The 25,408-nt window shown below is 54.4% G+C and carries 25 protein-coding genes; 17 read left to right on the forward strand and 8 right to left on the reverse strand.

Annotated features, from left to right (window positions below):
• Window positions 1-36 precede the first annotated feature (36 nt).
• The 7 genes from RAL90_RS09300 to nth all read left to right on the forward strand — a co-directional run bounded on the left by RAL90_RS09300 (window position 37) and on the right by nth (window position 9,428).
• Window positions 37-786: a slipin family protein gene (locus RAL90_RS09300; protein ID WP_306249888.1), complete on the forward strand. Its 750-nt coding sequence runs from the start codon at window positions 37-39 to the stop codon at window positions 784-786.
• Window positions 787-1,065: 279 nt separating this feature from the next.
• The gene (locus RAL90_RS09305) at window positions 1,066-3,744 is read left to right on the forward strand and encodes a TonB-dependent siderophore receptor (RefSeq protein WP_306249890.1); all 2,679 of its coding nucleotides are present in this window, start codon (window positions 1,066-1,068) and stop codon (window positions 3,742-3,744) included.
• 102 nt (window positions 3,745-3,846) lie between these two features.
• Entirely contained in the window at window positions 3,847-5,283 is a 1,437-nt protein-coding gene (locus tag RAL90_RS09310; protein WP_306249892.1) for a hypothetical protein, read from the forward strand.
• Window positions 5,276-5,524, forward strand: coding sequence for a sulfurtransferase TusA family protein (locus RAL90_RS09315; protein ID WP_306249894.1), 249 nt, complete (start codon window positions 5,276-5,278; stop codon window positions 5,522-5,524). The genes RAL90_RS09310 and RAL90_RS09315 overlap by 8 nt, the downstream gene beginning before the upstream one ends.
• 198 nt (window positions 5,525-5,722) lie before the next feature.
• Window positions 5,723-7,168: a peptidoglycan-binding protein gene (locus tag RAL90_RS09320; RefSeq protein WP_306249896.1), complete on the forward strand. Its 1,446-nt coding sequence runs from the start codon at window positions 5,723-5,725 to the stop codon at window positions 7,166-7,168.
• Window positions 7,165-8,496: a right-handed parallel beta-helix repeat-containing protein gene (locus RAL90_RS09325; protein WP_306249898.1), complete on the forward strand. Its 1,332-nt coding sequence runs from the start codon at window positions 7,165-7,167 to the stop codon at window positions 8,494-8,496. Before RAL90_RS09320 ends, RAL90_RS09325 begins: the two co-directional genes overlap by 4 nt.
• Before the next feature lie 101 nt (window positions 8,497-8,597).
• Complete coding sequence (gene nth, locus RAL90_RS09330; protein WP_306249900.1) at window positions 8,598-9,428, forward strand: endonuclease III; 831 nt, start codon at window positions 8,598-8,600, stop codon at window positions 9,426-9,428.
• On the opposite strand, the gene RAL90_RS09335 is transcribed toward nth, so the two are convergent.
• From RAL90_RS09335 to RAL90_RS09350, 4 genes are all read right to left on the reverse strand, one after another.
• Window positions 9,375-10,805, reverse strand: a complete 1,431-nt coding sequence (locus tag RAL90_RS09335) for a HAMP domain-containing sensor histidine kinase (protein WP_306249902.1) — start codon at window positions 10,803-10,805, stop codon at window positions 9,375-9,377. The genes nth and RAL90_RS09335 overlap by 54 nt on opposite strands.
• 20 nt (window positions 10,806-10,825) lie before the next feature.
• Window positions 10,826-12,253 (reverse strand): NAD(P)/FAD-dependent oxidoreductase, encoded by a 1,428-nt coding sequence (locus tag RAL90_RS09340; protein ID WP_306249904.1) that lies wholly within the window; start codon window positions 12,251-12,253, stop codon window positions 10,826-10,828.
• 85 nt (window positions 12,254-12,338) lie between these two features.
• The gene (locus tag RAL90_RS09345) at window positions 12,339-13,214 is read right to left on the reverse strand and encodes a TVP38/TMEM64 family protein (RefSeq protein ID WP_306249906.1); all 876 of its coding nucleotides are present in this window, start codon (window positions 13,212-13,214) and stop codon (window positions 12,339-12,341) included.
• 43 nt (window positions 13,215-13,257) lie between these two features.
• Window positions 13,258-14,091 carry a DUF547 domain-containing protein gene (locus tag RAL90_RS09350; protein WP_306249908.1) on the reverse strand — a complete coding sequence of 278 codons (834 nt, stop codon included), beginning with the start codon at window positions 14,089-14,091 and terminating at the stop codon, window positions 13,258-13,260.
• A gap of 299 nt (window positions 14,092-14,390) precedes the next feature.
• Here RAL90_RS09350 and rpmH point away from each other — a divergent pair, with 299 nt between their 5' ends.
• The 7 genes from rpmH (at window position 14,391) to grxD (ending at window position 19,642) form a co-directional block, all read left to right on the forward strand.
• Window positions 14,391-14,525, forward strand: a complete 135-nt coding sequence (gene rpmH, locus RAL90_RS09355) for a 50S ribosomal protein L34 (protein WP_306249910.1) — start codon at window positions 14,391-14,393, stop codon at window positions 14,523-14,525.
• 23 nt (window positions 14,526-14,548) lie between these two features.
• Window positions 14,549-14,968, forward strand: coding sequence for a ribonuclease P protein component (rnpA, locus tag RAL90_RS09360; protein WP_306249912.1), 420 nt, complete (start codon window positions 14,549-14,551; stop codon window positions 14,966-14,968).
• Between the two features lie 34 nt (window positions 14,969-15,002).
• The gene (yidC, locus tag RAL90_RS09365) at window positions 15,003-16,940 is read left to right on the forward strand and encodes a membrane protein insertase YidC (RefSeq protein WP_306249914.1); all 1,938 of its coding nucleotides are present in this window, start codon (window positions 15,003-15,005) and stop codon (window positions 16,938-16,940) included.
• Window positions 16,940-17,587 (forward strand): ribosome biogenesis GTP-binding protein YihA/YsxC, encoded by a 648-nt coding sequence (yihA, locus tag RAL90_RS09370; RefSeq protein WP_306249916.1) that lies wholly within the window; start codon window positions 16,940-16,942, stop codon window positions 17,585-17,587. Before yidC ends, yihA begins: the two co-directional genes overlap by 1 nt.
• Window positions 17,588-17,678: 91 nt before the next feature.
• On the forward strand, window positions 17,679-18,332 hold the full coding sequence (gene fsa / locus RAL90_RS09375; RefSeq protein WP_306249918.1) for a fructose-6-phosphate aldolase: 654 nt from the start codon (window positions 17,679-17,681) through the stop codon (window positions 18,330-18,332).
• A gap of 14 nt (window positions 18,333-18,346) precedes the next feature.
• On the forward strand, window positions 18,347-19,231 hold the full coding sequence (locus tag RAL90_RS09380; protein ID WP_306249920.1) for an aldo/keto reductase: 885 nt from the start codon (window positions 18,347-18,349) through the stop codon (window positions 19,229-19,231).
• Window positions 19,232-19,309: 78 nt separating this feature from the next.
• Window positions 19,310-19,642, forward strand: coding sequence for a Grx4 family monothiol glutaredoxin (gene grxD, locus RAL90_RS09385; RefSeq protein WP_306249922.1), 333 nt, complete (start codon window positions 19,310-19,312; stop codon window positions 19,640-19,642).
• A 29-nt stretch (window positions 19,643-19,671) separates the two neighbouring features.
• Here the strand turns inward: grxD and RAL90_RS09390 are convergent, their stop codons facing one another.
• A complete protein-coding gene (locus RAL90_RS09390; RefSeq protein ID WP_306249924.1) occupies window positions 19,672-20,325 on the reverse strand; it encodes a carbonic anhydrase in 654 nt (217 codons plus the stop codon).
• 119 nt (window positions 20,326-20,444) lie between these two features.
• On the opposite strand from RAL90_RS09390, the gene RAL90_RS09395 reads away from it, so the two are divergent.
• The 3 genes from RAL90_RS09395 to RAL90_RS09405 all read left to right on the forward strand — a co-directional run bounded on the left by RAL90_RS09395 (window position 20,445) and on the right by RAL90_RS09405 (window position 22,749).
• Window positions 20,445-21,239 (forward strand): thymidylate synthase, encoded by a 795-nt coding sequence (locus RAL90_RS09395; protein WP_306249926.1) that lies wholly within the window; start codon window positions 20,445-20,447, stop codon window positions 21,237-21,239.
• On the forward strand, window positions 21,236-21,766 hold the full coding sequence (locus tag RAL90_RS09400; protein ID WP_306249928.1) for a dihydrofolate reductase: 531 nt from the start codon (window positions 21,236-21,238) through the stop codon (window positions 21,764-21,766). Before RAL90_RS09395 ends, RAL90_RS09400 begins: the two co-directional genes overlap by 4 nt.
• 128 nt (window positions 21,767-21,894) lie before the next feature.
• On the forward strand, window positions 21,895-22,749 hold the full coding sequence (locus tag RAL90_RS09405; RefSeq protein WP_306249930.1) for a crotonase/enoyl-CoA hydratase family protein: 855 nt from the start codon (window positions 21,895-21,897) through the stop codon (window positions 22,747-22,749).
• A 23-nt stretch (window positions 22,750-22,772) separates the two neighbouring features.
• Here RAL90_RS09405 and RAL90_RS09410 read toward each other — a convergent pair whose 3' ends face one another.
• The 3 genes from RAL90_RS09410 to RAL90_RS09420 all read right to left on the reverse strand — a co-directional run bounded on the left by RAL90_RS09410 (window position 22,773) and on the right by RAL90_RS09420 (window position 25,386).
• Window positions 22,773-24,053, reverse strand: a complete 1,281-nt coding sequence (locus RAL90_RS09410) for a patatin-like phospholipase family protein (RefSeq protein WP_306249932.1) — start codon at window positions 24,051-24,053, stop codon at window positions 22,773-22,775.
• 650 nt (window positions 24,054-24,703) lie between these two features.
• Window positions 24,704-24,934, reverse strand: coding sequence for a hypothetical protein (locus RAL90_RS09415; protein WP_306249934.1), 231 nt, complete (start codon window positions 24,932-24,934; stop codon window positions 24,704-24,706).
• Window positions 24,935-25,020: 86 nt separating this feature from the next.
• On the reverse strand, window positions 25,021-25,386 hold the full coding sequence (locus RAL90_RS09420) for an RHS repeat-associated core domain-containing protein (RefSeq protein ID WP_306249937.1): 366 nt from the start codon (window positions 25,384-25,386) through the stop codon (window positions 25,021-25,023).
• Window positions 25,387-25,408: the final 22 nt, after the last annotated feature.

Consider the following 25,408-nt stretch of genomic DNA (forward strand, 5'->3'; position numbering starts at 1 on the left):
TAAGCACGTTGTAAAACAGGAAAACGGAGAAATATTATGCCTATACAAGGATACGGTTTTCTAATTCTGCTTGTGATTGTCGTCATTTGGTCGGCAGTCAAAATTCTCAAAGAATATGAGCGTGCAGTTATATTCTTTCTTGGACGTGTACATCAAAAAGCCGGTGGCCCGGGTATCGTGTTTCTGATCCCATTTCTCCAAACCATGCGCAAGGTGGACATGCGTACCCTCGTGCATGACGTGCCAAGCCAGGACGTAATTTCTCGCGATAACGTCTCGGTCAAGGTCAATGCCGTGATCTATTACCGTGTCGTCGACGCCGTTCGGGCAGTGATTCAGGTTGAAAACTACATCGCAGCCACCTCTCAACTCGCCCAGACGACCCTGCGCTCTGTGCTCGGTAAACATGAGCTCGACGAAATGCTGCAGGAGCGCGACAAGCTCAACAAAGACATTCAGGAAATTCTCGATGCCCAGACCGAAGCCTGGGGCATCAAGGTCGCCAATGTGGAGATTAAGCATGTGGATGTGGATCAGTCCATGATCCGGGCCATCGCCAAACAGGCGGAAGCCGAGCGGGAACGTCGCTCCAAGGTTATTCTGGCAGAAGGCGAATTCCAGGCGGCCGCGAAATTGTCAGAGGCGGCGGAAGTTCTCAGCAGACAGGATGGGGCCATGCAGTTGCGCTATCTGAACACCCTGCAGGAAATCGCCAACGAGAAGTCCAACACGATCGTCTTCCCGTTTGGCACCGAGGATGTAAAAAAACTGATCAAAGCCGACTGATTTGTTCGCACCCGCAGCATTTTTTGCTCTTCGCGCCTGCCAGTGACCTCATTGGCAGGCGCGAATCGTTCGAGGCAAGTCTTGTTCAGCGCAAAGCTGCGGCAAACCTGCAACAAAATCGTCACACTTGCCGAAATTCGGTTTGAAACACCCCCGACTCCGCCTTCAAGGCATTGATCGTAAGGGCGTTAACTCTTTATTCTTTTTAACAGCCCGAAAAGGCGCAAGATAATCCCAGCCAATCAAGGCTGTTCACCATAGATCCATAGGGAGGATTGCATGAAGAAAATCAACTGGCTGAAAAGCTCGTCCATGGCTGCTGTCGCTGTTGCGCTGGCTGTTCCGGCTACAGGATTTACCGCTGCCAATGCGCAGGAAGATGAAATCGTCGTTACCGGTTCATTCCTCAAGCGCCAGTCACAGGCTGACCTGCCTTCCCCGATCCAGACAGTTGGTTCAGAACAGATTGACGCTGTGGGCGCGAAAAACATCGCAGACCTCACACAGACCCTGACCATTAACACAGGCGCGCAAAACAACCCGGATGCCTTCACGCAGAACTCCACGACTGGTACCTCCAGTATCAACCTGCGCGGCCTTGGCCTTTCTTCAACGCTTGTTCTGCTGAACGGCAAGCGCCAGGTTCTGACTGCGACAACAACAAATGACGGTCTGCAGTTTGTTGACACCAGCTCCCTGGTGCCGCTGATCGCTGTTGATCGCCTTGACATCCTGAAAGATGGCGCGTCCGCAACATACGGCTCTGACGCTGTTGCTGGTGTGGCCAACTTCATCACCTATAACAGCTATGAAGGTGTGCGCCTGAACGGCCAGTATCAGACAATCGCCGGCACAGGCGACTCTGACGAGTATCTGATGCAGGGCCTGTTCGGTAAGAATTTCGAACGTGGCAACGTCATGGCGGCCATCAGCTATCTTGAACGCACACCGCTGACGACAGCCGACAGACGCCTCAGCCGTCCGCAGGATGATACATCAGCGCTTGGCAATCCCGGTGCGTACTTCATTCTGGATGGACCGTTTGCCGCCCCGTTTGCCGGCCTGCCAATCATTGACCCGACAGGATGCGAGGAAGTTGGTGGTGACCGACAGGTTCTTTCACCAAACGCCGGCGGCAGTGGCCTTGATGTTGGTTTCTGTGGCTTCGACTTTGGTGACTTCTTTAATCTCGTGGCAGAAGAAGAGCGCCTTACAGGTTATGTACAGGGCGACTTTGAACTGACCGATACGATCAGCCTCCGTCTTGAAGGCACATATGCCGACAACGAAGCGGTACGTGGCAACTCACCAACCTTCCCGTTCCTGCAGACAGCAGTCGTACCAACATCGCATCCGAACAATCCGTTCGGCGCTAATGTTGCCTTCTTCGGTCGCGCAATCGGTAACGGCGGCAACGTATCACCGAATGAAATAACCTCAGAAACTACACGCCTTTCTGCAACGCTTGATGGCAGTTATGGTGACTCCGGTTCCTGGGAACTATCCTATACCTATGGCAAGAACGATTATGTAGTTGCAACTGAAGACACGATCACTAATCGTTTCCAATGTTCGCTAACCGGCTTTACCGTGAATGCGTCTACAGGTGGTGCCTGTGATGCCACAACACTGCAAACAGCTGCCGATGGTTCAACTATTCCAGTTGGCCAGATCTTTAACCCGTTTGCGACATCATTCTCGTCATCACCAAACAGCGATGCAGTACTGGATTTCATCATCGGCACGCAGGTTCGTACACTTGAGTCCGATCTTCAGGTCTTTGAAGGCATTATCACGCAAGACCTTTGGGAAACTGATAATGGCCCAATCGGAATTGCTTTGGGCGCGCAATATCGCGAGCAAACTTTGTCAGCAGATTTCGATGATATTTCATTGAACGACAACTTTGGCTTTATCATCGGTGAGCAACCATACGATGGTGAGCAGGAAGTCTACGCGCTCTTCGGTGAGATGGGCATTCCACTCTCTCCAATCGCTGACCTCCAACTTGCTATTCGATATGAAGACTATGGTGGGTCTATCGGCGAAACAATTGATCCAAAAATTGCTCTTCTGCTTCGCCCAACCGATACTTTGTCACTGCGCGGCTCCTATTCGACTTCCTTCCGTGCCCCTTCCGTCTTCCAGCAAGAAGGTCAGGGCACCAGCCTCAACCAGGTCAATGACCCTGTGACAGGCGGTACTGCTTTCGCGGCGGTGCGGACACAGGGTAATCCTGATCTGGACCCGGAAGAATCTGAAACATTCAACTTCGGGGCCAGCTGGGAACCAAAACCGGGCTTGACCATTGACGTTGACTATTTCAGCTTCGAGTTTACGGATGTGATCATCCCTGAAAACTTCCAGGCTATTGTCAACGCTGACCCGAACGGGCCTCAGGTGGTTCGCTCATCTGCCGGCACAATTCTTCAGATCAACTCAAACTATGTTAACGCCAGTTCTGTTGAAACCAGCGGCGTTGACTTCAAAGTTGAGAAAGAAATCGACACGGATAATGCAGGCACATTCGTACCATTCATCGAAGGTACTTATATTCTCGAGTATGATCTGGAAGATCCGCTGGCTGGTTCCGTAGACGGAGCAGGTAGCCGGAACTTCAACAACTTCGGCACATCAACACCTGAGCTTCGCTTCAATACCGGTGTTGGTTGGCAGAATGGGGCGCACTCCGCTAATGTCTTTGTCCGTCATATCGACAGCTATGATGACGACCAGAATGGCGGCCGTGAAGTCGACGCACACACAACGCTGGACTGGCAGTATAATCTGCGTGTGTCAGACTATCTAGATACAGAGGCGGGCATGACCTTCACACTGGGTATGGTCAACGCGCTCGATGAGGACCCACCACAGGTCTTCACCAATGGTGGCTTTGACTCCAAGGTCCATGATCCACGCGGCCAGCTGACATATATCGGCCTGGACCTCGAATTCTAGGGTCTTGCCAAATACGCAAAACTGAAAATGCCCCCTCTTGAGGGGGCATTTTTATTGGGCAGACCCGATAACGGGTCAGACACTTGCATTGACCTTGACAGAATGAACGACGCGGGCCGGAATCAGGGCAGATACAAGGTCATCATGCTGGATCAGGATAACAGACAGGCAGACCGTCTCGGCAAATGGCTGAAAGAACGGTTTCACGTGGGCGGGCTCATCGCCACGCAGGATGCACCTGTGTGGCAGAACGATGAACCGGACGCAGTGCTTGCCCCGCAACTGGCCGCGCTTGACGGGGCATTAAGCCAGAATGACCTCAGCTTCTCGCCCGCCTTGCGCTATGCTCTCGCGCCTGCGCCGGATGCCCTCAGGCGATTACGCCAGCATGAAGGCGCCGCCCCTGGCGCACTGGCGGTGCTCTGCCCGGAAAATGAAGCTCACCTGACAACCCTTGCGGCAAAAGCGCTGGAGCATGGCTTTCGCCTGGCAACCCGAGAAACTGATCGGACCGACCTGGCGATACTGCCAGTTGATCTGTCACAGATGCGCCGCGTACACGTACTGTCCGCCAGAGAAGGTCGGGTCAGTTTTCAGGCTGGCGCCAGTTGGACAGACCTATCGGCTGCCGCCACAGCCTGCCGCCTTGCCGTGCCGGACGTGTTGCGCGACCAGTATCCAACACCCGAGACTGCCATTCTGTCCGGTTTTCTGCCCTGTGAGCGGCAGGAAACCGCGGCCGGTATCGTGACCGCCTATGAAACCACACTCCCGCCAGCCGGGACCAGATGGCTTGAGCGACTTTGGCTTTTTACTGACGGCCTTGCCGCCAGCCAGTCATTCGAGCGTTTCTGTCGCACCCGCTCACCGGTTTTTGCCCAGCTCATCAGTGCGCCCATGCTGGAGCTGTGCGCCCTGACCGGTCACTATGCCCTGCCCGTCAGACTGGACCGGACAAAGCCTGTCCATGGGCTGCGTCTGGTTTTTCAGGGGCCCACACTGGACGTTTCCTGCGCGGCCTTTGCCGCCAGCTGGCCGCTGGAAAGTGCCTGGGGCAAGCAGTGGAACCGGCCATTGCCACCGCTCAGCAATGTCACCGACAGGCTCTTTGAAGCCGGCGCGACGGTGGTCACCAAACGCGCGTCTGCCAACTGGGATACCCTGACACAGGCGCGGCGGCGACATGCCGGCGACCTTGAAGAAGCAGCCAGCAACTGGCCAAGCACCATGAAAATTACGCCCCTGACCGCAGATATCGTGAAATATGTGGACAGGGCGCTCTCACTGATAACCAGCGTGTTTGCCCCGCGAGACTATCTTGCCCCGCTGGACCAGTGGCAGGCTATTCATGACGCGGGCCAGATGGGTGGCCGTTCCGACGCGGTCAGCATAGCGGAACCGCCCGAACCCGCTGCAGATTTCTCGGAAGAAAGCCCGGAATGGCAGGCCATTCGCAACGCACTTCTCGATGAAAATGGCAGCTTGCGCCCCCTGCAGACTGATGGTGACTTTAAGACTGTTGACCGCCGCCATGGCTGATACCCCCGTTCTGGATACAACCGGGTTGCGCTGCCCCCTGCCCGTTATCAAAACCGAGGCCGCCATGCGGCGTCTTTCCTCCGGTCAGCAACTTGAAGTGATCGCTGACGACCCTCTGGCAGCCATAGATATACCGCATTTCTGCCGCGAGGCTGGTCATGACGTGCAAGAGCTGAAAAACGAGAACGGCAAATGCGTCTTTCTGGTCACAGCAGGCGGGAAAATCGGGTCAAGCCTTTGAAAAAGCCGTTTATTTTCAAAAAGACAGCCTCCCGACGTTAACTTTTCCCGCTGGGGGAGTGCATTTTCTCTCGGAAAAGTGTTAACTATGGCGTTGGAGAGACTCGCATGTATAGTGTTAACTATGATGAGCGAGTCAGATGCGCGCAAGACCGCCGTATCGTTCTGTAGCTCGAATATGGTGAGGGGTATTTCGGTTATGACACTCAAACGCACGACAAATCGCAAGGTTCTCTGGCGGCATGGTGCCGTTGCAGCGTTTGCAGCCACGCTCGGCATGATGATGACCGCCCCGGCGCATGCTGATTACGAAGACGGCTTGCAGGCATACAAGAACGGTGAATTCACCAAGGCACAGGATCTCTGGGTGAGGTTCGGGTCCGCCGGTGATATCCGGTCCAAACTGGCACTGGCGAATATCTACTCCGGTTTTACCCCCGGCAAAGCCAACTGCACGGAATTTGGCAGCGCACGCCTGCCGGAAGATGACGAGGAAGAGCTGAAGACACGTCTTCGCGCCCGCACCAACGATTTGAACGACACAGGCGTCATCGTTGACCCTGATGAGATCAGCATCAAGCCTGACGCCGAGAAGGCGCTCGCCTGGTACATTCTCACCGGATATCATGATTTCTATTCCTATAGTCAGAACCCGACAACCGAGGAATATGAAGCCAAGATTGTCGCACAGCAATGCATTATCAGCCTGCAACGAATCATGCGCGACGACGAAGTGGTCCGGGCGCAGGACACTGTTGAGAAAGTGCTTGCGGGCGGCACCGATTATGACCTGTTCCGCCTTGCGATGATGTATCGCGCCGGGGCGGGCCTGCCCAAGGATAATATCCGCGCCCTGCAATATCTCATTGTCGCGGACAACAACGCCCGTTTTGGCAGTTCCGTCGGTAACTCTGAGCGCCGGATGCTGGAAGCAACCATGCCGGAGCTTGATCAGAAACTGGCCAGTGACCTTGCGGCCAACTGGCAGCCACCATTGCCAACAGCTTTTGAAGGCAAGACACCGCGCGAGTTGGAGCTTGCCCGTCTCGAAGAGGAAATCAGGGCCCGCGAACTGCGCCTTGAGCTTGCGTCTCTTGAGGGTGAATTCGACGAAAATGAAGACCTGCTGCAAAGCGCTCTCGCTGCGCTTGGCTTTTATGGCGGCAAGATTGACGGCAGTGTCGGCCCGGAAACACGCAACGCCATGCGGGCTTTCCAGTATGCTGTTGCCCGTGAGGACATGAACATCACGCCGGAAGAAGCACGGGACAAAGTCACCGGCTATCTCTCCAACGAACAGAAGGTTGAGCTGATTGAGCGGGCCGCCCGACGGGAGCATCCGCAGTCCATGTATGTCTACGGCATCATGCATGCACGGGGCATCGGTATTCCGATTGACGGGGCGGAAGCTGTGCGCTGGTGGGAGAAATCTGCTGGCAATGGCTATGCACTATCGCATTTTGCCCTTGGGCGTGCCTATCAGGAGGGCATTGCAGGCAAGAACCCTGTTGCCCAGAACCTGACACAATCCACTTTCTATTACGGTCAGGCAGCTGCTCTGGGATATGCCCCGGCAGCAACGGAACTGCGGCAACTGCGTTATGATTTCAACGCAGCAGACAACACGACGGGGAGCCAGAGATGAGCGGGAAGATCAAATTCAACGCGGGAGTAGCAGTGATGCGCAAACACAAACTAGCTTACGGGATACTGGGTGGTCTCTGCATGGCAGCAGTCATGGTGCCGACAACAGCCGCTGCACAGTTTGGCGGGTATCCGACACAGACACCACAGGAAGCTGCGGCCCAACGTGACGCTCGGGACAATGCCCGGCGTAATCTTGACGAGAATGAAGGCAAGCCGACAAGGCTTGTCGTCGACCAGTCAGTGCGCGGACCGGATGGCTACCGTACCATTCAGGCAGCAGTGAATGACATTGCCGAAGGTGGCGTCATCATCGTCATGCCAGGTGAGTATAATGAAAACCTGAACCTCACCAAGGCCGTTACCCTGCAAGGGGATCGCGGGCCGGGTATGCGTGTGCGTATTGCGCCACAAAATGGCAGCCAGCCCTGCATGACCTTCAGCCCGCGCAAGGAAAGCGCGCATCTGATGATCTCGAATATCGAGTTCACAACGGTTGAAATGTCACACAGCGTCACGACAGGCAAACCTGAAGCTGCCGGTTCCAGCGAGTTGACCAAGATGGCCAATGCAGCTGCTTATGGCAATCAGCCCTGCGTTCTGGTGGAGGGCGGCGTCTTCACTATGAAAGAGTCCACCGTCAGCGGTATCGTTGATCAGTATAATGCCAATTATGCCGGTGCCAGCCTTTATGAATATGCCCGCAATGACATCGCGGAAAGCTATTACGACCGTGAGTGGGGTAATGACGACGCGCGTTACTATAAAGGCGCCATGGTAGAAGTGACCGGCGGTATCGCCACACTCGAAAAGAACATCATTCGTGGTGGTCTTGAAGGCGTGCGGGTTTCCCAGAAATCCTCTTACCGGGACTCAACCTTCCTGGTGGACAACATCATTTCTGAAAACAGCCTGCACGGCGTGTACCTTACTGGCATGTCCGGAGTTCAGGCAGCAGCCAACTATATCGACGGCAATGGCATTGGCATCGCCTATAATGGTGAGGGCGAAGCAACGGTTGTGGGTAACAAGATCCAGAACAGCCTGACAGACGGCATGTATCTCGGCGAGAAAGCACGCCAGATTACGATGAGTGAAAACTTCATTGCCAGCAACCGTGGCAATGGCATCAAGATCATCCGCGCCAACGGCTTTATTCGTGATGACAACACGTTTGAGAATAATGGCTGGGGCGGACCGGACTTCTATGACGTGAACACGCTTGATGCGGGCTACAACAATGTCCCCAAGATCGACAACTCAATCGCTGTGAACGTCAAGGTTGACTGGCGTGACCAGCGCGAGACACGCACAAGATCACGCTGGTAACGCGACCAGCCTTAAGTCTCTGAAAAATAATAGCGGGCAATGCCTGCTATTATTTTGATAAAATTGTTCACTTTTTGTTCTTTTTGTGCTATATGTACTGAATGCAGGAAGTTCTCTTCAGTGACGCGCGCAGCACACGCCTGGCAGCAGTTGACCGGCGGCTGACAGACGTGATTGCCCTGTCCGCAACACGACAAGACAGGCTCTCCCCTGCTCATCAGCTTGTCCTGAGTATGCTCGGCAACCGAACATATGATCATCAGTCCCGCGCAGCATACACGCAACTGCTGGCGGCATTTGGCTCTCTCGAAAACCTGAGCGTAGCACCGGCACAAAGTGTCATGCCCCATATTGCAGCAGTAAATTTCGCCGACATCAAAGCAGCGCGTATTCCCGCTGCATTGCGCCAGATACGCGCTGCTGGCGATGACCTCGACATGACCTTTCTGGCTTGTCTGCCGGTCAGCGTCGCTCTCTCCTGGCTTGGCTCAATCAAGGGTGTCGGGCGCAAGGTCGCCGCGGCCGTGCTCAATTTCAGCACGCTGCAAATGCCCGCGCTGGTGCTTGATTCCCATCATCTACGGGTTTGCGCTCGCCTCAGGATTATTCCCGAGCACTATTCAGCGGAGCGCGCATACGACCTGTTGATGCCCCTGCTGCCCGCACACTGGACAGCTGCTGACATTGAAAGCCACCATGTCAAAATAAAAATTCTTGGCCAGCAGGTCTGCCATCACGCGCAACCCAAATGTCCCGTCTGCCCTGTCAGAGCCCTCTGCCCATCAGCCGGGGTTATGGCACAGACGCACACTGACAGTGCGCTTGCGCGGGCAGAAATGCAAAACGTCACTGAACCTGCCGTGCTAACCGGAACCGTTTCAGGAAGGCAGGAGGATACGGAAAGTGGTGCCATTCACGCCCGTTGCCGCTAGCCGCAACTCACCGCCATGAGCCTTCACCGCTTCGGAAGCTATCGCCAGCCCCAGCCCGGTGCCGCCCTGGCGTTTCGAGCCCTTGAAAGGCACAAACAGGTGTGCCTGTGCTTCTTCCGGCACCCCTGGCCCATTATCCCGCACATCCAGAATGACTCTGTCATTCTGTTCCCGGCTGGAGAATGTCACGGTCGCATTTTCCGTTCCCATGGAGCTCATCACTTCCGCAGAGTTTCGGGCGAGATTGAACACAGCACGGAAAAGCTGCATCCGGTCGCCCTGTACTTCCGCGTCCGGCGAGACCTCATTGACGAACATCACCGATCCTTCATCTTCGGTAAACTGCTTCAGCCCTTCACTGGTTTCTTCCACAAGGTCGAACAGGTTGACGCTCGTCACTTCCTTTATATCAGCCTGACCATAATCCAGCGAGGCGCGACAAAGTGCGACAGCACGGTTCAGTGCCTGAATAAGCCGGGGGCTGAGTTTCTGCACACGGGGGTCATCGCTTTTGGCCAGTCGGTCAGACATCAACACGGCACTGGCCAGCACATTGCGCAGATCATGATTGATCTTGGACACCCCCTCGCCCAGCGCCGCAAGGCGGGTCTTCTGGCTCAGGGCCGAGCGAATTTCCATTTGCATGGACGCCAGCACCTTTTCGGCATCGCCGATCTCATCCTTGCGTCCGGTGGGCACCATCAGGCGGGCCGGATCTTCCGGCTGCTCCTGAAAATCAGCCATGTTCTGCGTAATACGCATCATGGGACGCATGAAATTTCTCATGATACTGACATAAATACCGGCTGCCACGAACATGGCAATGAAGATGGAAAGCGCCAGCACACCGGCGCTGTATGTCCAAAGCGCGCGCTGCAAGGGCTCTTTTTCCAGAAACAGCTCTATGGCCACTTCGGGCGCAGCATCGGGCGTGCCCATGACAAGCAGATAGGCGTTGTCAGAAGAAAAAATATTATACAACGCATCGCGCGTGAAAAAGAAATAGTTCGGGTTGCGCAAATCAATCTGCCGGTATTCAAGCCCCGGCTTGCGCATCATGTCTGGCCCCAGCACAAGCTGGCTGCGGCCATCCACCTCAAGGCGCACGCCGAGAATTTCAGCCGTGGCATAGAGTTGCCGCACCGTTTCATCATCGACCATGTTTTCCGGCGCCACTTCAAAAGCAAGTGACGTTAGATAGGCGCGCTCGATACGCTCACTGAGCCAGTCATAGCGAAACTTCGAGACTGAGGGGATAAACAGAAGAATTTCAGCCAGGATCACGAACAGCACTGTCATCAACAGGAGCTGCACCGGCAGTGGCTGCCGGTGCGATCTGGCCTTCTGCCAGAAATTGTTGAGAATATTGCCGCTCATGATCCCGTTCTAGCGACTGTTCAGTCGAAAATCGACAGGGTCTTGATCAGCGTGCGTGTTTTGCCCGAAAACAGCGTCGGCGTGTAATAGGCACCCGCAACGCGCTTGTTGACTTCACCAAGTGTCGGATATGGCGCGATCATATTCGTGAAAGCCCGAATTTTCAGGCCGTTTGCCACCGCCAGTGCCCACGGGTTGATAAGATCACCAGCATTCTTGCCAACGATGGAACAGCCCAGCACCTTGCCGCCCTTGCCGATGATCGCCTTTACCCGGCCATTGGTTGCATGTTCCGCCTGCGCACGGTCGTTATCATCAAAGCTCCATCTGGCTACAGAATACTTTTCGCCGGCAGCTTTCGCCATTTCCTCTGTCATGCCAACATGGGCCAGTTCCGGGTCCACATAAGTCACCCATGGGGCGTTTTGTTCACCATTCTTTACGAAGGGGGACTTGAACAGCATGTGCTGAATGATCAGGCTGGCATGATAACCGGCGACGTGGGTGAACTGGCGCCCGCCTGTAATATCCCCGGCACCATAAACACGCTTGTTGGTCGTGCGCAGCTTCTGGTCAACCTTGATGCCACGGGGGCTGTATTCGATACCGGCCTTTTCAAGGTCAAGTCCGTCAAGGTTCGCCTTGCGTCCGGTAGCGATGAGAATATGCGTTCCCTGAATGGACTGCTCCACACCATCCTTCTCAAAATTCACGGTGATGTCGCCAGCCTGACCCGATACGGAGGAAACTTTCGCTCCTTCGCGCAGATCAACACCCTCTCTTGTCAGGTTTTCCCGAACCACTTCAACCAGTTCAGGATCGTCCTTTGACAGGATCGTGCTGCCTTCGAGAACAGTCACATTCGAGCCGAGGCGGCGATGGGCCTGCGACATTTCAAGACCAATCGGACCACCGCCAATGATAATCAGGTGCTCCGGCTGTTCCGTCAGGTCAAAGATCACTTCATTGGTCAGGAATGGTACATCGCCCAGACCTTCAATCGGCGGAATGAATGCAGATGAGCCTGTAGCGATGACAAAGAACTTGGCTTTGATAACGCTCTCGCCCGCCTGCACTTCATTCTTGCTGATGAAGCGACCAGCTTCCTTGATGACATTGACGCCAAGCCCTTCATAGCGCTCAACGCTGTCATGCGGCTCAATCGCAGCGATCACGCTGTGAATGTGGTTATGAACATTCCGAAAGTCTACGGATGGTTCCACAGGTGTGACGCCATATTTTGCGGCATCGCGCATGGTCTGGGCTGTCTTGCCTGCTGCCAGGATCGCCTTGGAGGGGACGCAGCCATAGTTCAGGCAATCGCCGCCCATTTTGCCTTTTTCCAGCAGCACGACTTTTTTGCCGAGTTGCGAGGCGCCATAGGCGACAGAAAGCCCGCCGGAGCCTGCGCCGATAATACAGATATCGGCTGATATTTTCTTGGTCATGATAAATCTCTCACGTTTTTTTGTTCAGCATTCTGCCGTCAGGAATGGCAGCTGCGGTAATGGAAATGCGGCCAGCGCAGCCAACTTAATCAGCGTTTGCGCCCTCAGGCAGTTTCTTGCCCGTTACCCGCTTGATGATAATCGGCAGCGCCCCAAGGAAGGCGAGGCCGATAAATGGCAGATAGACACTTGGCTGCGAAAAGACCGAGGCAAGGCCTGTGTCGTCAATGCTCGCTGTCCCCGCCGCAATGGCGTTACCGATCGACACATATACAAATGTACCCGGAATAATACCGAAGAATGTACCAATCATGTAATTACGCAGTTTCACATCCAGCAGGCCTGCAACGATGTTCACCAGGAAGAACGGGAATGCCGGCACCAGCCGCAACAGGAACATGTAGCTCAACTCGTCTTCGCGAAAGCCTGCTTCCATCTTCTTAATAACGCCACTGCCTGCCCGCGAGCGCAATGTGTCGCCGAAAGCTGTCTTGGCCAGCATGAAGATAATCACGGCACCAATCGTTGCGCCGAAGACAACACCAATGGTTCCTTTCCACAGTCCCAGCAGAAAGCCACCAACAACAGTAAAGATCGTCGCGCCGGGGAAGGAAATCGCAACCGCACCGGCATAGGCCAGTCCAAACAGCACCGTTGCCAGAATGGCATTCTGGCTGATCCAGCCATCAAGCGCTTCCTTGTTGTTCAGGATCACGTCGAAGTTGAAATATCTGTTCAAACCAAGCGCAAAAAAGAGGATGAGCGCGACGGCGATAACGCCAACAGGCGCGAGTCGTATCCAGATGCTTTTCTTCTGTGGTGGTGTTTCATTCTGTGTGTCTGACATGGTTGTTCCCGCCTCTGTCTGGTGTGAAGTCTTGTTACCCGCCAAGGGGTCAGTATCAGGTTGTTTGTTGCCCACGCCAAAGGGTTCAGGCGCGGCCTGCTCTAAAGTTGTCATGATTAAATCTCTCTTGTTCCGGTGTCACCGGGAATGATGAGGCCTATTTGGCCTCATTCAATGCCCAGTCGTAATCATAGCCATCAATACGGCTGACATCGGCCAGCTTCGCCCGCAAATCGTCTTTGGCGTAGCGGCGTACATGCGCGAGCACCTGCGTTTGCGAATTGCCGAAATCTTCCTTGAACCACTTGTAGATGCTGGAAAGAGTCACATCTCCATCAGCGTCAAAAGAGACACCGCGCGGATCATTGACATAACGGATTGCTCCAGCCTCCAGTTGAGCCTCGAGCGTTGCGCCCGTATATGGCTCGGCAACCAGATTTGGACAGCCAATCGAGGCACAGTTCACGGCATAATGCACACGCGGCTCGTTGAAATACTCACGCAGGATATCGTGCTCGATATTATCAAGCGACAGATCTTCGCCATTCACTTCGACAAGATCCATTTTCCACGGCCCTGCTGCGAAAACGCCTGAGCGAATATCGCGAATAGACTCGACCGGATAATTGTCCAGGATCACATCGATGGTGACTGCATTATAGAGATTGACCCAATAGGCAAAAGCCTCATCCTCACTCAGCCGTGTCGGATCAATCGCCTCCAGGCTATCGATATAGTCTTTCAGGGCCTGCTTGTCTTCTGCGCTTACCTGGCCATAGGCAACGAGGTTCGGGCCGTTTTCCACTGTGCGCAGATATTTCCCGAGGAATGTCCCCCAGGCCGCGTGGTCAACAGCTTCACTCTGGTCGCCGGAATATTGTGCAAAGGACTCAGGCCCCGCCTGCGCCGGGCTTGCCAGCAGGGCGGCACTGGCCATCAGGCCCGCAAGGGCAGTCTTGATCTTCGTGCTGGTGCTAAGTGTCGTTCTCATCTTGTCTCTCCTGTGCATGTCACATCTTAAAAAAAATCTGTTCAACCCGGTCAATGCGGGTCTCGCCGCTATCCGGATATGTGCTCTCCATAGCCTGTTTTAATCTCTAGTGGTGTCACGAAGCGCTAGTCAAACCACACATTCGCGTCATTTTTATGTGAAGAATTTAGAGAGCAGACCCCGCCACCACGCAGGGGCAAGGGGGGAGGATATTTTGAGCCAGACACTACTTGACGGTGCAGCAGCCATCCCGTATGTCCTCGCTCCTTGATTTAATTTCTGCCTGAAAGGCTCCTACGATGAAACGTACATACCAGCCAAGCCGGCTTGTTCGCAAGAGACGTCACGGGTTCCGCGCTCGCAAGGCGACCGTTGGTGGCCGCAAGGTACTGGCTACGCGCCGCGCTAAAGGCCGCAAGTCTCTTTCTGCATAACGTCACGCGCTGACGGCATCTCTGTGACCGGCCTGACACCAGAAAAAAAACAACCTGAAATCCGCTCTCTGAAAAAAAGAGCGGATTTTTTGCGTTTGCGACAGCCGCAACGCCATGGTGGTTATTACCGCTCAACACCCGCCTTTTTGCTGCAGGCGGCGCCAGCAGCCACGGACTCGCCCCGGAATACCGGGACAGATTCTGCCTGCGGGCGCTATGGACTGGTGGTCACAAAAAAAATGGGTAACGCTGTGGTACGCAATCGCATAAAAAGACGGCTGCGCACCTGCATAAAGTCGCTTCTGCCCCTTTATGGCAGGCCCGGATATGACTATGTGCTGGTGGCACGACAGGCGGCACTCAAACTTCCCTTTGCTGTAATGCTTGACGATCTGAAACAGGCCCTTGTATGGCCCGATAGCCCTCTGGCGAAAAAAAAATAAACCGCACGCGCACTCAACAGGACACACCTGGCCAATGGACCGAAATCTTCTTCTCTTTCTTGCCCTTACCGTCGGCACACTTGTTGTCTGGGAAGTGCTTATCATCCGTCCGCAACAGGTTGAATTGCAGGCACAAAGAGAGCTGGCAGAGCAGCAAGCCGCGACACAGGAAGAAACCGCCTCTGTGGTTGGCGGGCTTGAGAATAGCGCCGCGGTTACCTCTGACGTGATGAGCCGCACTGCTGCTCTGGAAGCGGCACCGGGGCGTCTGCAGATCGAAACCCCTTCCCTGACCGGCTCTATCAATTTGCAGGGCGCACGCTTTGACGATCTTCGCCTGAAAAAATATCGCGAGACCATCGACGACGACAGCGACATCATCACCCTGTTCTCTCCGCGCGAAACCCAGTTTGGCCATTATGCCCAGCAGGGGCTGCTCACGAGCGCCGGTGACGGACGTCAGGAAATCTGGACGGCGCCAGAGGGCGCACGCGTGACGACTGACACGCCTGTCACCCTGACACGCTCGCAGAATGGTCTGGATTACACGATGACGATCAGTGTCGATGAAAACTACATGTTCACGATTGAACAGGGCGTCACCAATACAACAGGTGATACTGTTTCTGTCGCGCCCTATGGCCTGACAGTACAACGCGGCAAGCCACCGTTTCTCAAAAATTTCATGATCCTGCACGAAGGGCCTGTAGGCGTCATCGGCACGACGCTTCATGAGCGCAAATACAATAATGTCTACAAGCCCAACAAGGAGATCCTTGAAAGCGGCACCGGTGGTTGGGTCGGCCTCACCAGCAAGAACTGGCTTTCAGCCGTCATCCCCGACCAGTCGTTATCCTACAGGGCCGAGCTTGGTCATGAGCCGAACACGACCAAGGATCGCCCCGTCTTCAACTCCCTCTATCGCGGCGACGAGATCAGGGTTGAGCCGGGCACAACCTACACAAATACATCCTTCATCTTCGCCGGTGCCAAGCGGGTCGACATTCTCAAGTCCTATGAAAAACCTGTGGAAGAAGGCGGGCTTGGCATCCGTGATTTTGACAAGGCCGTCGACTGGGGCAATTTCTTTTTCCTGACCCGGCCGATCTTTACCGTCATGCACTTCTTTGCGGTTCTTACCGGCAATTACGGGGTTGCCATCCTGCTGCTGACAATCGTCGTCAAGCTGCTGCTCTTCCCGCTGGCCAACAAAAGCTACGCCTCCATGGCCAATATGCGCAAAGTGGCGCCAGAGCTGACCAAGATCCGCGAGCGCTATGAAACTGACAAGATGAAGCAGCAGCAGGAAATGATGGCGCTGTACAAAAAGCACAACATCAATCCGCTGGCGGGCTGTTGGCCGATGTTGATCCAGATGCCGGTCTTCTACGCGCTCTACAAGACGCTTTTTGTGACGATTGAAACCCGCCACGAGCCATTCCTGTACATCCAGGACCTAGCAGATTCTGATCCGGCAATGATTTTCAACCTGTTCGGACTACTTCCCTATGATCCTTCTGCGATCCCCGTGCTTGGCTTCATTCTTGGCATTGGCCTTCTGCCGCTGTTAATGGGCGCGACGATGTGGGTACAGATGCGCCTGAACCCGCCGCCAACGGATCCGGTACAGGCACAGGTTTTTGCCTTCATGCCGATCATTTTCATGTTCATTATGGCCCCGTTCGCTGCCGGTCTGGTGCTGTATTGGTTCTGGAACACATTCCTGGGCGTCCTTCAGCAATACTACATCATGAAAAAACATGGCACTGACGTTGACCTGCTTGGCAATATCAAGGCCACGCTTTCGGGCAAGACGCAGGAATTCAAGACAGAAAATGAAACTGGCGGCACGAACCTTTTCGGCAAACCGTCTTCAGGCAAGAAGTCCGATAGCGACAGCACCGCCAAGGCAGATGACAACAAGTCTGACCACGGCAAGTCTGGCGACACCAAGAAAAAACCGGCCGAATAATGTCGGACAGCCTGTCTCAGGAGCACACGCCACAAGCCCTTGAGGCTGCGCGCAAGCTCTTTGCCGGTCCTTGTGACTTCATGCTTGGCGTGGTGAGCATGACGACCCTGCCCGAGCCTGACATTACTGAAGTCGCTTTTGCTGGCAGGTCGAATGTCGGCAAGTCTTCCCTCATCAATGCGCTGACAGGCCGGAACGCACTGGCCCGTACATCAAACACACCGGGACGCACGCGGGAGCTGAACTTCTTCAATCTCGGCGGCAGGCTGCGTCTGGTTGATCTGCCGGGCTATGGTTATGCCCGCGCCTCCCGCAGCGATGTTGCGGCCTGGACGGGACTCATAAAGGATTATCTGCGTGGCAGGTCCGTGCTGCGCCGCGCCTGCATCCTTATTGATTCACGCCACGGCCTGAAAGACAGCGACCGGGAGATCATGCAGATGCTGGATGTGGCGGCTGTGCCCTATCAGATTGTGTTCACGAAAGCAGACAAGATAAAACCATCTGCACTCAAAGTATTATCAGAAAAGACAGCTCAGGAATTGCTCAAACGCCCGGCGGCCTATCCGTTGCAGCGGGCAACCTCGAGCGTCAGCGCCGATGGTCTGGCAGAGTTGCGGGCTGATCTGGCAGCATTGATGCAGTGATTCAGCAGCCACCAGACCAGATTGGTGTTGAGAAACACCCCATCAAATCCTAGGACATAAGCAAGATTTACGGCCAGCAGCGAGGCAAAACATGAATATCTTTATCGACACGGCAGATACGAGCGAACTGGAAAAAGCCTTCGAAACCGGCCTTGTGGAAGGTTGCACAACTAACCCGTCCCTGATTGCTGCCTCTGGCCGCGACTTCAAGGAAGTCATCGCAGAAATCTGCGATATGACGGACGGGCCCGTTTCTGCAGAAGTCGCGGCAACGGACTATGAAACCATGATGGCCGAGGCAATGGTGCTGGCTGAAATCGCTGACAATGTCGTCATCAAGCTGCCCCTGACAATGGATGGCCTGAAAGCATGTCAGGCACTTTCATCTGAAGAAATCCAGACCAACGTCACTTTATGCTTTTCCCTCGCCCAGGCGTGGATGGCGGCCAAAGCTGGGGCAACATATATCTCCCCCTTCATTGGGCGACTTGATGATACAGGCGAAAACGGCATGGACCTGATCCATGACATTCGCGCACTTTATGACGTGCACGGATACGAAACAGAGATTCTTGCTGCGTCTATCCGCTCGGTCGACCATGTCGAGCAGGCAGCACTTGCCGGGGCACATGTCGCTACAATACCGCCAAAGATTTTCAACGACCTTCTGAAGCATCCGCTGACAGACAAGGGTCTCGCTGCATTTGTCGCTGACTGGGAAAAAACCGGCCAGTCGATCCTGTAACCCAGACAAGCGCGATGTCGGATATTTCCCGCCTTGGCTTTGGCTGTTCCGGCCCATGGGGCATGAAATGGTTCAGTGAGCAACGCGCCATAGCACTGGTGCATTCAGCCCTCGAGGCAGGCATCACGCAGTTTGATACCGGTAGCTTTTACTGCGACGGCGAAGCAGAACGTCGCCTGGGCCTTGCCCTGTCACATCTGCCTACGGAGCAGAAAACAGCCCTGCAAATTTCCAGTAAGACCGGCACAAAAAAGGGAACAGATGGCCGACTGGAAAAAGACTTCTCAGAAGCCAATATCCGTCATGATGTCAGCACAAGCCTGCGCAAGATCGGTATTGCCAGGCTCGACACGTTATACCTGCACGGCCCTGACGATACCTCTTTGCACCAGGCCCTGCCCGTCCTGAAAGCCCTGAAAAAAGACGGGACGATCGGCAATATCGGTATATGTGGTGAAGGCAGAGGGCTGCAGACAGCAGCTGACACGCCAGAAGTCGATGTCATCATGGGAAGTTTCAATATCCTGACCCGTCAGCATTCTGATATTTTCAGGCAAGCCCGATCACGTGAAAAGCGGGTCGTCTCTATCGCTCCTCTGGCTCAAGGCCTTTACAGACGTGGCTTTTTCTCCCCGAGCTCACTGCCGGACCTCTGGTATCTGGCCCGTGCCGCCGTCAAAAATCGTTCTGAACTGCGCCGGGCGCGTAACCTGCGATGGCTCCATGATGTCGATGGCTGGCAGGCCAGCGAGCTGGCCCTGCGCTTCGTCCTGGAACAGGATCACATTGATACCGCAATGATGACGACAACCCGCCTGGCGCATCTCAACCTCAATATCAGGGCCGCCAGTCGCAGCCTGCCAGATCATCTGACAGAGAGACTGAACGACATCCAATAACCGAACAACGAGGCGCTGCGGCTTGATTTTGCAACGCACTGTGCCTAGCTATATCGAAACGATGACAGGATCAGACCCATGGCAGACATCAACGCCGATATTCAGCAGCAGATCGACAGCAACGACATCATGCTGTTCATGAAAGGCACACCACAATTTCCACAATGTGGTTTCTCTTCAACGGTTGTGCAGATACTGGAATATCTCGGTGTCGAGTACGGGTCTGAAAACGTGCTCGCGAGCGATGATTTGCGCCAAGGCATCAAATCTTTTTCTGACTGGCCAACAATCCCGCAGCTTTATGTGAAGGGTGAGTTTGTCGGGGGGTGCGATATCATCCGGGAAATGTTCGAGAGCGGTGAGTTGCGCGGTTTTCTGGCCGAAAAAGGTGTGCTGAAGGCAGACGCCTGACGCACCAAGTCGCTCTCACAATCACAATTTCAGTGACCGGCGTATTTTGCCGCCTGCTCTGCATAATGGTCTTCGACCGGCTTGAAACTGTTGCTTGCGTCATCATAGGCGCTGACCGCACCCGACTTGATGTCATAGACCCAGCCATGCAGCTGTAAGGCGCCTTTGGCCAACGCCGCCGCAACGCTGGGATGAGTTCTCAGGTGCTGCATCTGCAACATCACATTTTGCTCCAGCAGAAGTTTCATGCGCACTTCTTCGCTTTTTCCTGCCCCGAGTTCTTCCACAACGGCCACCGCCGCGCGTGTATAGGCCAGCCATCTGCGCACATGGGGCAAATCTCCAACCTGTTCCGGGTGCATGGCCCCTTTCATCGCACCGCATTCCGTATGCCCGCAGACAACGATATGCGGCACCTTGAGAACGGAAACCGCAAATTCCACTGTTGCTGTCACACCGCCAGTATGCTGCGAATGAGGTGGCACGATATTGCCGGCAGTACGACAGATGAACAAATCCCCCGGATCAGTCTGTGTGATCATGGCCGTCTCGACACGCGAATCCGAGCAGGCGATGAACATTGCTTCTGGTGCCTGCCCCTGACTCAATCGCTCGAACAGGTCTTTTTTCTGCGGATAGATTTCATTTTGAAATTTGACGACACCGGCAGCAAAACGGGGCATGAAAATCTCCTTTTCAAAAGGATAGCATTACTCAGGGCCCCGCACCATATCCACATTTGATAGAAACAGCTGCCTTAAATTGCTGATTCGCAGCTGCCGAATCCCTACAATGTCACGCTATGCAACAATATCACGACCTCCTCGCGCGCGCCCTGAATGACGGCGCTGACAAATCCGACCGAACCGGCACCGGCACACGTGCGGTTTTCGGCCATCAGATGCGTTTTGACCTGTCCGACGGCTTTCCCCTCGTCACCACCAAGAAGCTGCATCTGAAATCGATCATCCATGAGCTTCTGTGGTTTCTCGCCGGCGACACCAATGTCCGCTACCTGCAGGAAAATGGCGTCAGCATCTGGGACGAGTGGGCAGATGAGAACGGGGAGCTTGGCCCTGTCTATGGCGCGCAGTGGCGTTCATGGCCCTCCCACAAAGGCGGCACGGTAGACCAGATAATCTGGCTTCTGAATGAAATAAAAACGAACCCGGATTCCCGGCGACTTGTGGTCAGCGCCTGGAACCCCGCCCAACTCGACGAAATGGCTCTCGCCCCCTGCCATTGCCTGTTCCAGTTCTTTGTGGTCGATGGCAAACTGTCGTGCCAGCTTTACCAGCGCTCCGCCGATATTTTCCTCGGTGTACCGTTCAATATCGCATCCTATGCGCTGCTGACTCACATGATCGCGCAGGTGACTGATCTGGCGCCCGGTGATTTTGTGCACACTCTGGGGGATGCCCATATCTACAGCAATCACTTCGAGCAGGCGAATACGCAGCTTGCGCGCGCGCCTCTTCCCTTGCCGAAACTGGAACTGAACCCGGATGTGAAAGACCTGTTTGCCTTCCGTTTTGAAGATATCCGGATCACGGGATATGAGGCACACCCCTCAATCAAGGCCCCGATTGCAGTATGATAGAACGCCAGACCAATATCCCGATTGCCCTTGTGGTTGCCGCGGCCCGTAACAACACAATCGGCAAGGATGGCGGCATGCCGTGGCGCCTCTCAGATGACCTCAAATGGTTCAAGAAAGTCACGACCGGCAAGCCCGTCATCATGGGACGCAAGACCTTTGAGTCAATCGGTGCGCCGCTGCCAAATCGCGATAATATTGTCATTACACGCAACAGCGCTTTTGCCCATGACAATGTAACCGTTGCAGCCTCACTGGAAGACGCTATCGCCATCGCGGAAGCCTTCGCTCTGGCGCGGGAGGTCGAAGAGATTTGCGTTATTGGCGGCGGGACCATCTATGCAGACACCCTGCACCTCGCAGCAAAAATATATCTGACCCGCATTGAGGCAGATATTGCGGGTGATACCTTCTTCCCAGTACTGGCACGCGATGAATGGGCTGAAGAAGAAATCCAGCGCATCGCCAGGGATGCGCGAAATGACCACGATGCGCGCATCCTGACACTGACCCGTGACCGTGACTGATTAACCGGCAGACATATCCGCAAGCCCGGCGCGGCACATACTGCGATTGCTCATTGTTCCCCGGCCTGCAGTCATGGCACTCTGATAAATGAAAAAGCACCCGTTTCAGCCCCAAGGGAGACCCGAGAATGGCTTACACCTGTTTTGATGTTTCGCACGACAACGGCATCGCGCATATCCAGCTGTCGCGCCCGGAAAAGCGCAATTCCATGATCCTGGAATTCTGGGATGAATTGCCGGAACTGGTTAGAGAAATCGACAAGGATGGCTCAACCAGGGTCATCGTCATTTCCTCCACCGGCCCGCATTTCACCTCAGGTCTTGACCTTGGCGCATTTGCCGGGGCCACGACCAACAAGGGCGCGGGGCAGAATGAAGTGCACCAGCAGGCAACTGCGGGCCTCGGATTTTACCAGAATGTCCTGCGCATGCAGGACTGCTTCACCGCACTTGAGAAAGCCCGCGTCCCTGTTCTGGTGGCCATTCAGGGCGGCTGTATTGGAGGCGGTGTGGACATGGTCACCGCCTGCGACATGCGCTATTGCACAGCAGATGCCTTTTTCACCATCTATGAAATCAATATTGGCATGACCGCCGATGTCGGCACCTTCCCGCGTATTCTCAACCACCTGCCGGAAGGCGTTGTGCGCGAGCTTGCCTATACGGGCAGGCGCATGTCGGCGGCAGAAGCCCAATCCCTGGGCCTTGTAAATAGCGTTTATGACGATCAGGACGCGATGCTGGAAGGGGTCATGGCGACAGCCCGCGAGATTGCGTCGAAACCACCCATGGCAATTTATGGCTGCAAGAACATCATCACTTATGCCAGAGATCATTCCACGGAGGATACACTCGACTATATTGGCATCTGGAATGCAACCATGCTGCAACAGTCAGAAATCATGGAAGCGATGAAAGCCAAACAGACCGGCGAGCCGGGCGCTTATGCACCATTGCCGCCGTTCAGAAAGGTCGCGGGCTGACATACAGCCCGTTTCGCTGCACCCTACCTGGCTAACCAGTCACGGATTTCCGGGTTCTGCTGTAGCATCCTTGAAACGCCAAGCCGGGCCGACGCCTCAATCAGATCTGCGTCACAGTCAGAAATGTTGAAGCGCGTCGGCACAGCCTGCAGACGCTCGGCAATAGTATGTGACCGCTGCACACCTGCCGAACAGGAGTCGGGCCAGCCAGCCGGAACATGATCCGAATACCTGACCCTCAGGATACGGACGGGAAAATCAAGCTCCGCCTGCATGGCATCCCAGACGATCGACTGATAGGCATCGCCGCGCATATTCGTGATGCTGACAACTCGCCCCGGATCACTCGTCCACAGGCGCAAATTCCGGTTTGCCAGATTCGCTTCCGTCGCCTCCCGCTTGCCGGCATCGAAGGAGAAAATCACCGCCCGTGACAGGCCCTCGCCTCTCGCATTTTTGCGCACGAGCACTTCCTGCAGGGTTTCAATACCGGTATTTTCCAGAATACCCCCGTCGCCCAGATGCCAGTATTGTGTGCTGGTGGTGTCGCAGGCAGGTGGCACTTCAATCGCCACCGGCCCCAGCGCTGGGGGAAAAGCAGCAGAGGCCGCAACAGCTAGCGCCACAGGAAAATCATCCGGAGTCGGCGCATTGCAGCCGCCCAGGCTGAAACTGCGCGCGGTGAGGGTTTCGCGCCGAAGAAAGGCGGGTGGGTTTTCAACTGTGGGGATGGCCATATTCGAGAAAACAAATCTGCGCCCGTCATCATAACTGGCCGCGTTGATGAGCAGGATGCGGCCATCGGCCAAATCACCAAAAGTACGCCCGTCAAGATATTTGTTATCAAAGGTCTCCTGCAGGGAGGTGACCCGTCGGGTCGGGCTGAGAAAACGGTTGGGATGCAACACCTGCTGCATTTCCATGGGCAGGAAATAGTTCTCGCGCATCGCGCCCTTGTAGCGCGCAAAATATGTCTCCAGACAGGCCACCCTATCACTTTGGGTCTCACTCTGGGCACCACTGTGGGCCTGTTGGCCACACTGTTCCGGCGGCGATGCCACCAGATAGGACGACGCCATGCTGCCGCCGGAGACGCTGGATACATGCGTTACATGACTCAGTAAGCCTTCATCATGCAGCGCTTCAGCACCCGCCGCCGCGAAAAGAGCGGCGCGACTGCCGCCACCGGAAAATGCAAGCCCCACAAAGTCTTTATCCGACATTTGCGGCAGCGCAGCCTCCCCGGTCGCTTCCCAGCTTGCATCCCCATTCGCATCCCATGTATGATGGATACGATCCGGCATGAATGCCACACAACCAGACATGAGCAGTGCACTGATCACCAGTAATAACCACCGCTGCAGCAAAATTTTCAACCTGAACTTCACAACCATCTCCCCCACCGTCTGTGTAGTATCAGCATATCGCCATTGCCCCTGAAGTTCAAACCCTCTCCTTTGGGCACAATTCAGGGGGCAAGATGCAGGAGCAATGCGCCGTCATACCAGTAGCGCCGCGTCACCCAGTCATGCCGTTCATCAATCTTGCGGCTGGCTGCGACATAGGGGTTTCGTCACTCCAAATATGGATTAGGTTCACAATTTTTATTATTTTGTAAATAATCGTGAAATTACCGCTCTTTAACTGTCATCATTTCATAAAACTCACTCATGGTACATTTATGCTTATTGCAATATTCCTTAGCAAAAGAGCGCCTATCAATAAAGTTGATAATCATAAACAAAAAAAAATACAAAAGAATTTATAAATATAAATAATAAAATATACTGAATATATGAAAAACCTAACCATTCTGTATTAAATACTTTAGTACCGACTAAAGTTGTGGCAATACAAAACACAAAAATTCCTCCTATCCACCGCATCGCCGCAAGTAAAAATTTTAATGAGTCGCGTGTATAATATAGAAAAGCCTTCACATTAATTTACCCGATTATCGGCAATCTTTTGTTGCCAACGTACAATTGGCAATATTTTCTACTGTCGCGTTGGGAGTTGCATCACCAACTGCTGCAACGGCAGATATTTTCCCAAAAACTCCGAGAGACATTTTCCGTCCAGGTGCAGCCTTTGTCGTTTCTGTTTTTGCAACACTTTGCCAACTCCCTCTTCGATTGCCGGTCTTTGGATTAACGCTTAAGTGGGGAATTTTTGCGCCCTTCATGAACTTACCGCCGACGGCACCTGCAGCACCACTAATAACTGTTTCTGAAGCAACTTCTGTAACACTAATACTACCAATACACTTTGCTATATTGCCTCCATTTTATTAGTGCCGTCTACGGCTTGGCGAACCGTACTATCCACAGCTCCCGCTACTGCGCTAGCACATGTTGCGCAACCTGTCGCTGCAAATGTTGTTCCCGCAGCGGCTCCACCAGCAGCTGCACCAGCAAGTTGACCAAATTCACCTGTCGGGTCCGTAAAATTCGCCACATTCCCGCAGTACGCATAGAGGTTCATCTGATCCGCATACCCAATCGGGTCAACTTGCAGGAACCGTCCGATCTCTGGCGAATAGTACCGCGCCTTGTAATACATCAGCCCTGTTTCAGGGTCGAGCTTCTGCCCGGTGAAGCGGAACGGGAAGCCGCCACAGATTTCATGTGGCGGCAAGTATTTGTCATTTTACTGAATA

Source organism: Parvularcula sp. IMCC14364, assembly GCF_030758415.1.
Lineage (GTDB): Bacteria > Pseudomonadota > Alphaproteobacteria > Caulobacterales > Parvularculaceae > Aquisalinus.

What these genes read in the sequence shown, in the direction of transcription:
- RAL90_RS09300 (WP_306249888.1), top strand. Translation starts at nt 37, where the DNA reads ATGCCTATACAAGGATACGGTTTTCTAATTCTGCTTGTGATTGTCGTC.
- RAL90_RS09305 (WP_306249890.1), top strand. Translation starts at nt 1,066, where the DNA reads ATGAAGAAAATCAACTGGCTGAAAAGCTCGTCCATGGCTGCTGTCGCT.
- RAL90_RS09310 (WP_306249892.1), top strand. Translation starts at nt 3,847, where the DNA reads ATGAACGACGCGGGCCGGAATCAGGGCAGATACAAGGTCATCATGCTG.
- RAL90_RS09315 (WP_306249894.1), top strand. Translation starts at nt 5,276, where the DNA reads ATGGCTGATACCCCCGTTCTGGATACAACCGGGTTGCGCTGCCCCCTG.
- RAL90_RS09320 (WP_306249896.1), top strand. Translation starts at nt 5,723, where the DNA reads ATGACACTCAAACGCACGACAAATCGCAAGGTTCTCTGGCGGCATGGT.
- RAL90_RS09325 (WP_306249898.1), top strand. Translation starts at nt 7,165, where the DNA reads ATGAGCGGGAAGATCAAATTCAACGCGGGAGTAGCAGTGATGCGCAAA.
- nth (WP_306249900.1), top strand. Translation starts at nt 8,598, where the DNA reads ATGCAGGAAGTTCTCTTCAGTGACGCGCGCAGCACACGCCTGGCAGCA.
- RAL90_RS09335 (WP_306249902.1), bottom strand. Translation starts at nt 10,805, where the DNA reads ATGAGCGGCAATATTCTCAACAATTTCTGGCAGAAGGCCAGATCGCAC.
- RAL90_RS09340 (WP_306249904.1), bottom strand. Translation starts at nt 12,253, where the DNA reads ATGACCAAGAAAATATCAGCCGATATCTGTATTATCGGCGCAGGCTCC.
- RAL90_RS09345 (WP_306249906.1), bottom strand. Translation starts at nt 13,214, where the DNA reads ATGACAACTTTAGAGCAGGCCGCGCCTGAACCCTTTGGCGTGGGCAAC.
- RAL90_RS09350 (WP_306249908.1), bottom strand. Translation starts at nt 14,091, where the DNA reads ATGAGAACGACACTTAGCACCAGCACGAAGATCAAGACTGCCCTTGCG.
- rpmH (WP_306249910.1), top strand. Translation starts at nt 14,391, where the DNA reads ATGAAACGTACATACCAGCCAAGCCGGCTTGTTCGCAAGAGACGTCAC.
- yidC (WP_306249914.1), top strand. Translation starts at nt 15,003, where the DNA reads ATGGACCGAAATCTTCTTCTCTTTCTTGCCCTTACCGTCGGCACACTT.
- yihA (WP_306249916.1), top strand. Translation starts at nt 16,940, where the DNA reads ATGTCGGACAGCCTGTCTCAGGAGCACACGCCACAAGCCCTTGAGGCT.
- fsa (WP_306249918.1), top strand. Translation starts at nt 17,679, where the DNA reads ATGAATATCTTTATCGACACGGCAGATACGAGCGAACTGGAAAAAGCC.
- RAL90_RS09380 (WP_306249920.1), top strand. Translation starts at nt 18,347, where the DNA reads ATGTCGGATATTTCCCGCCTTGGCTTTGGCTGTTCCGGCCCATGGGGC.
- grxD (WP_306249922.1), top strand. Translation starts at nt 19,310, where the DNA reads ATGGCAGACATCAACGCCGATATTCAGCAGCAGATCGACAGCAACGAC.
- RAL90_RS09390 (WP_306249924.1), bottom strand. Translation starts at nt 20,325, where the DNA reads ATGCCCCGTTTTGCTGCCGGTGTCGTCAAATTTCAAAATGAAATCTAT.
- RAL90_RS09395 (WP_306249926.1), top strand. Translation starts at nt 20,445, where the DNA reads ATGCAACAATATCACGACCTCCTCGCGCGCGCCCTGAATGACGGCGCT.
- RAL90_RS09400 (WP_306249928.1), top strand. Translation starts at nt 21,236, where the DNA reads ATGATAGAACGCCAGACCAATATCCCGATTGCCCTTGTGGTTGCCGCG.
- RAL90_RS09405 (WP_306249930.1), top strand. Translation starts at nt 21,895, where the DNA reads ATGGCTTACACCTGTTTTGATGTTTCGCACGACAACGGCATCGCGCAT.
- RAL90_RS09410 (WP_306249932.1), bottom strand. Translation starts at nt 24,053, where the DNA reads ATGCCGGATCGTATCCATCATACATGGGATGCGAATGGGGATGCAAGC.
- RAL90_RS09415 (WP_306249934.1), bottom strand. Translation starts at nt 24,934, where the DNA reads ATGAAGGGCGCAAAAATTCCCCACTTAAGCGTTAATCCAAAGACCGGC.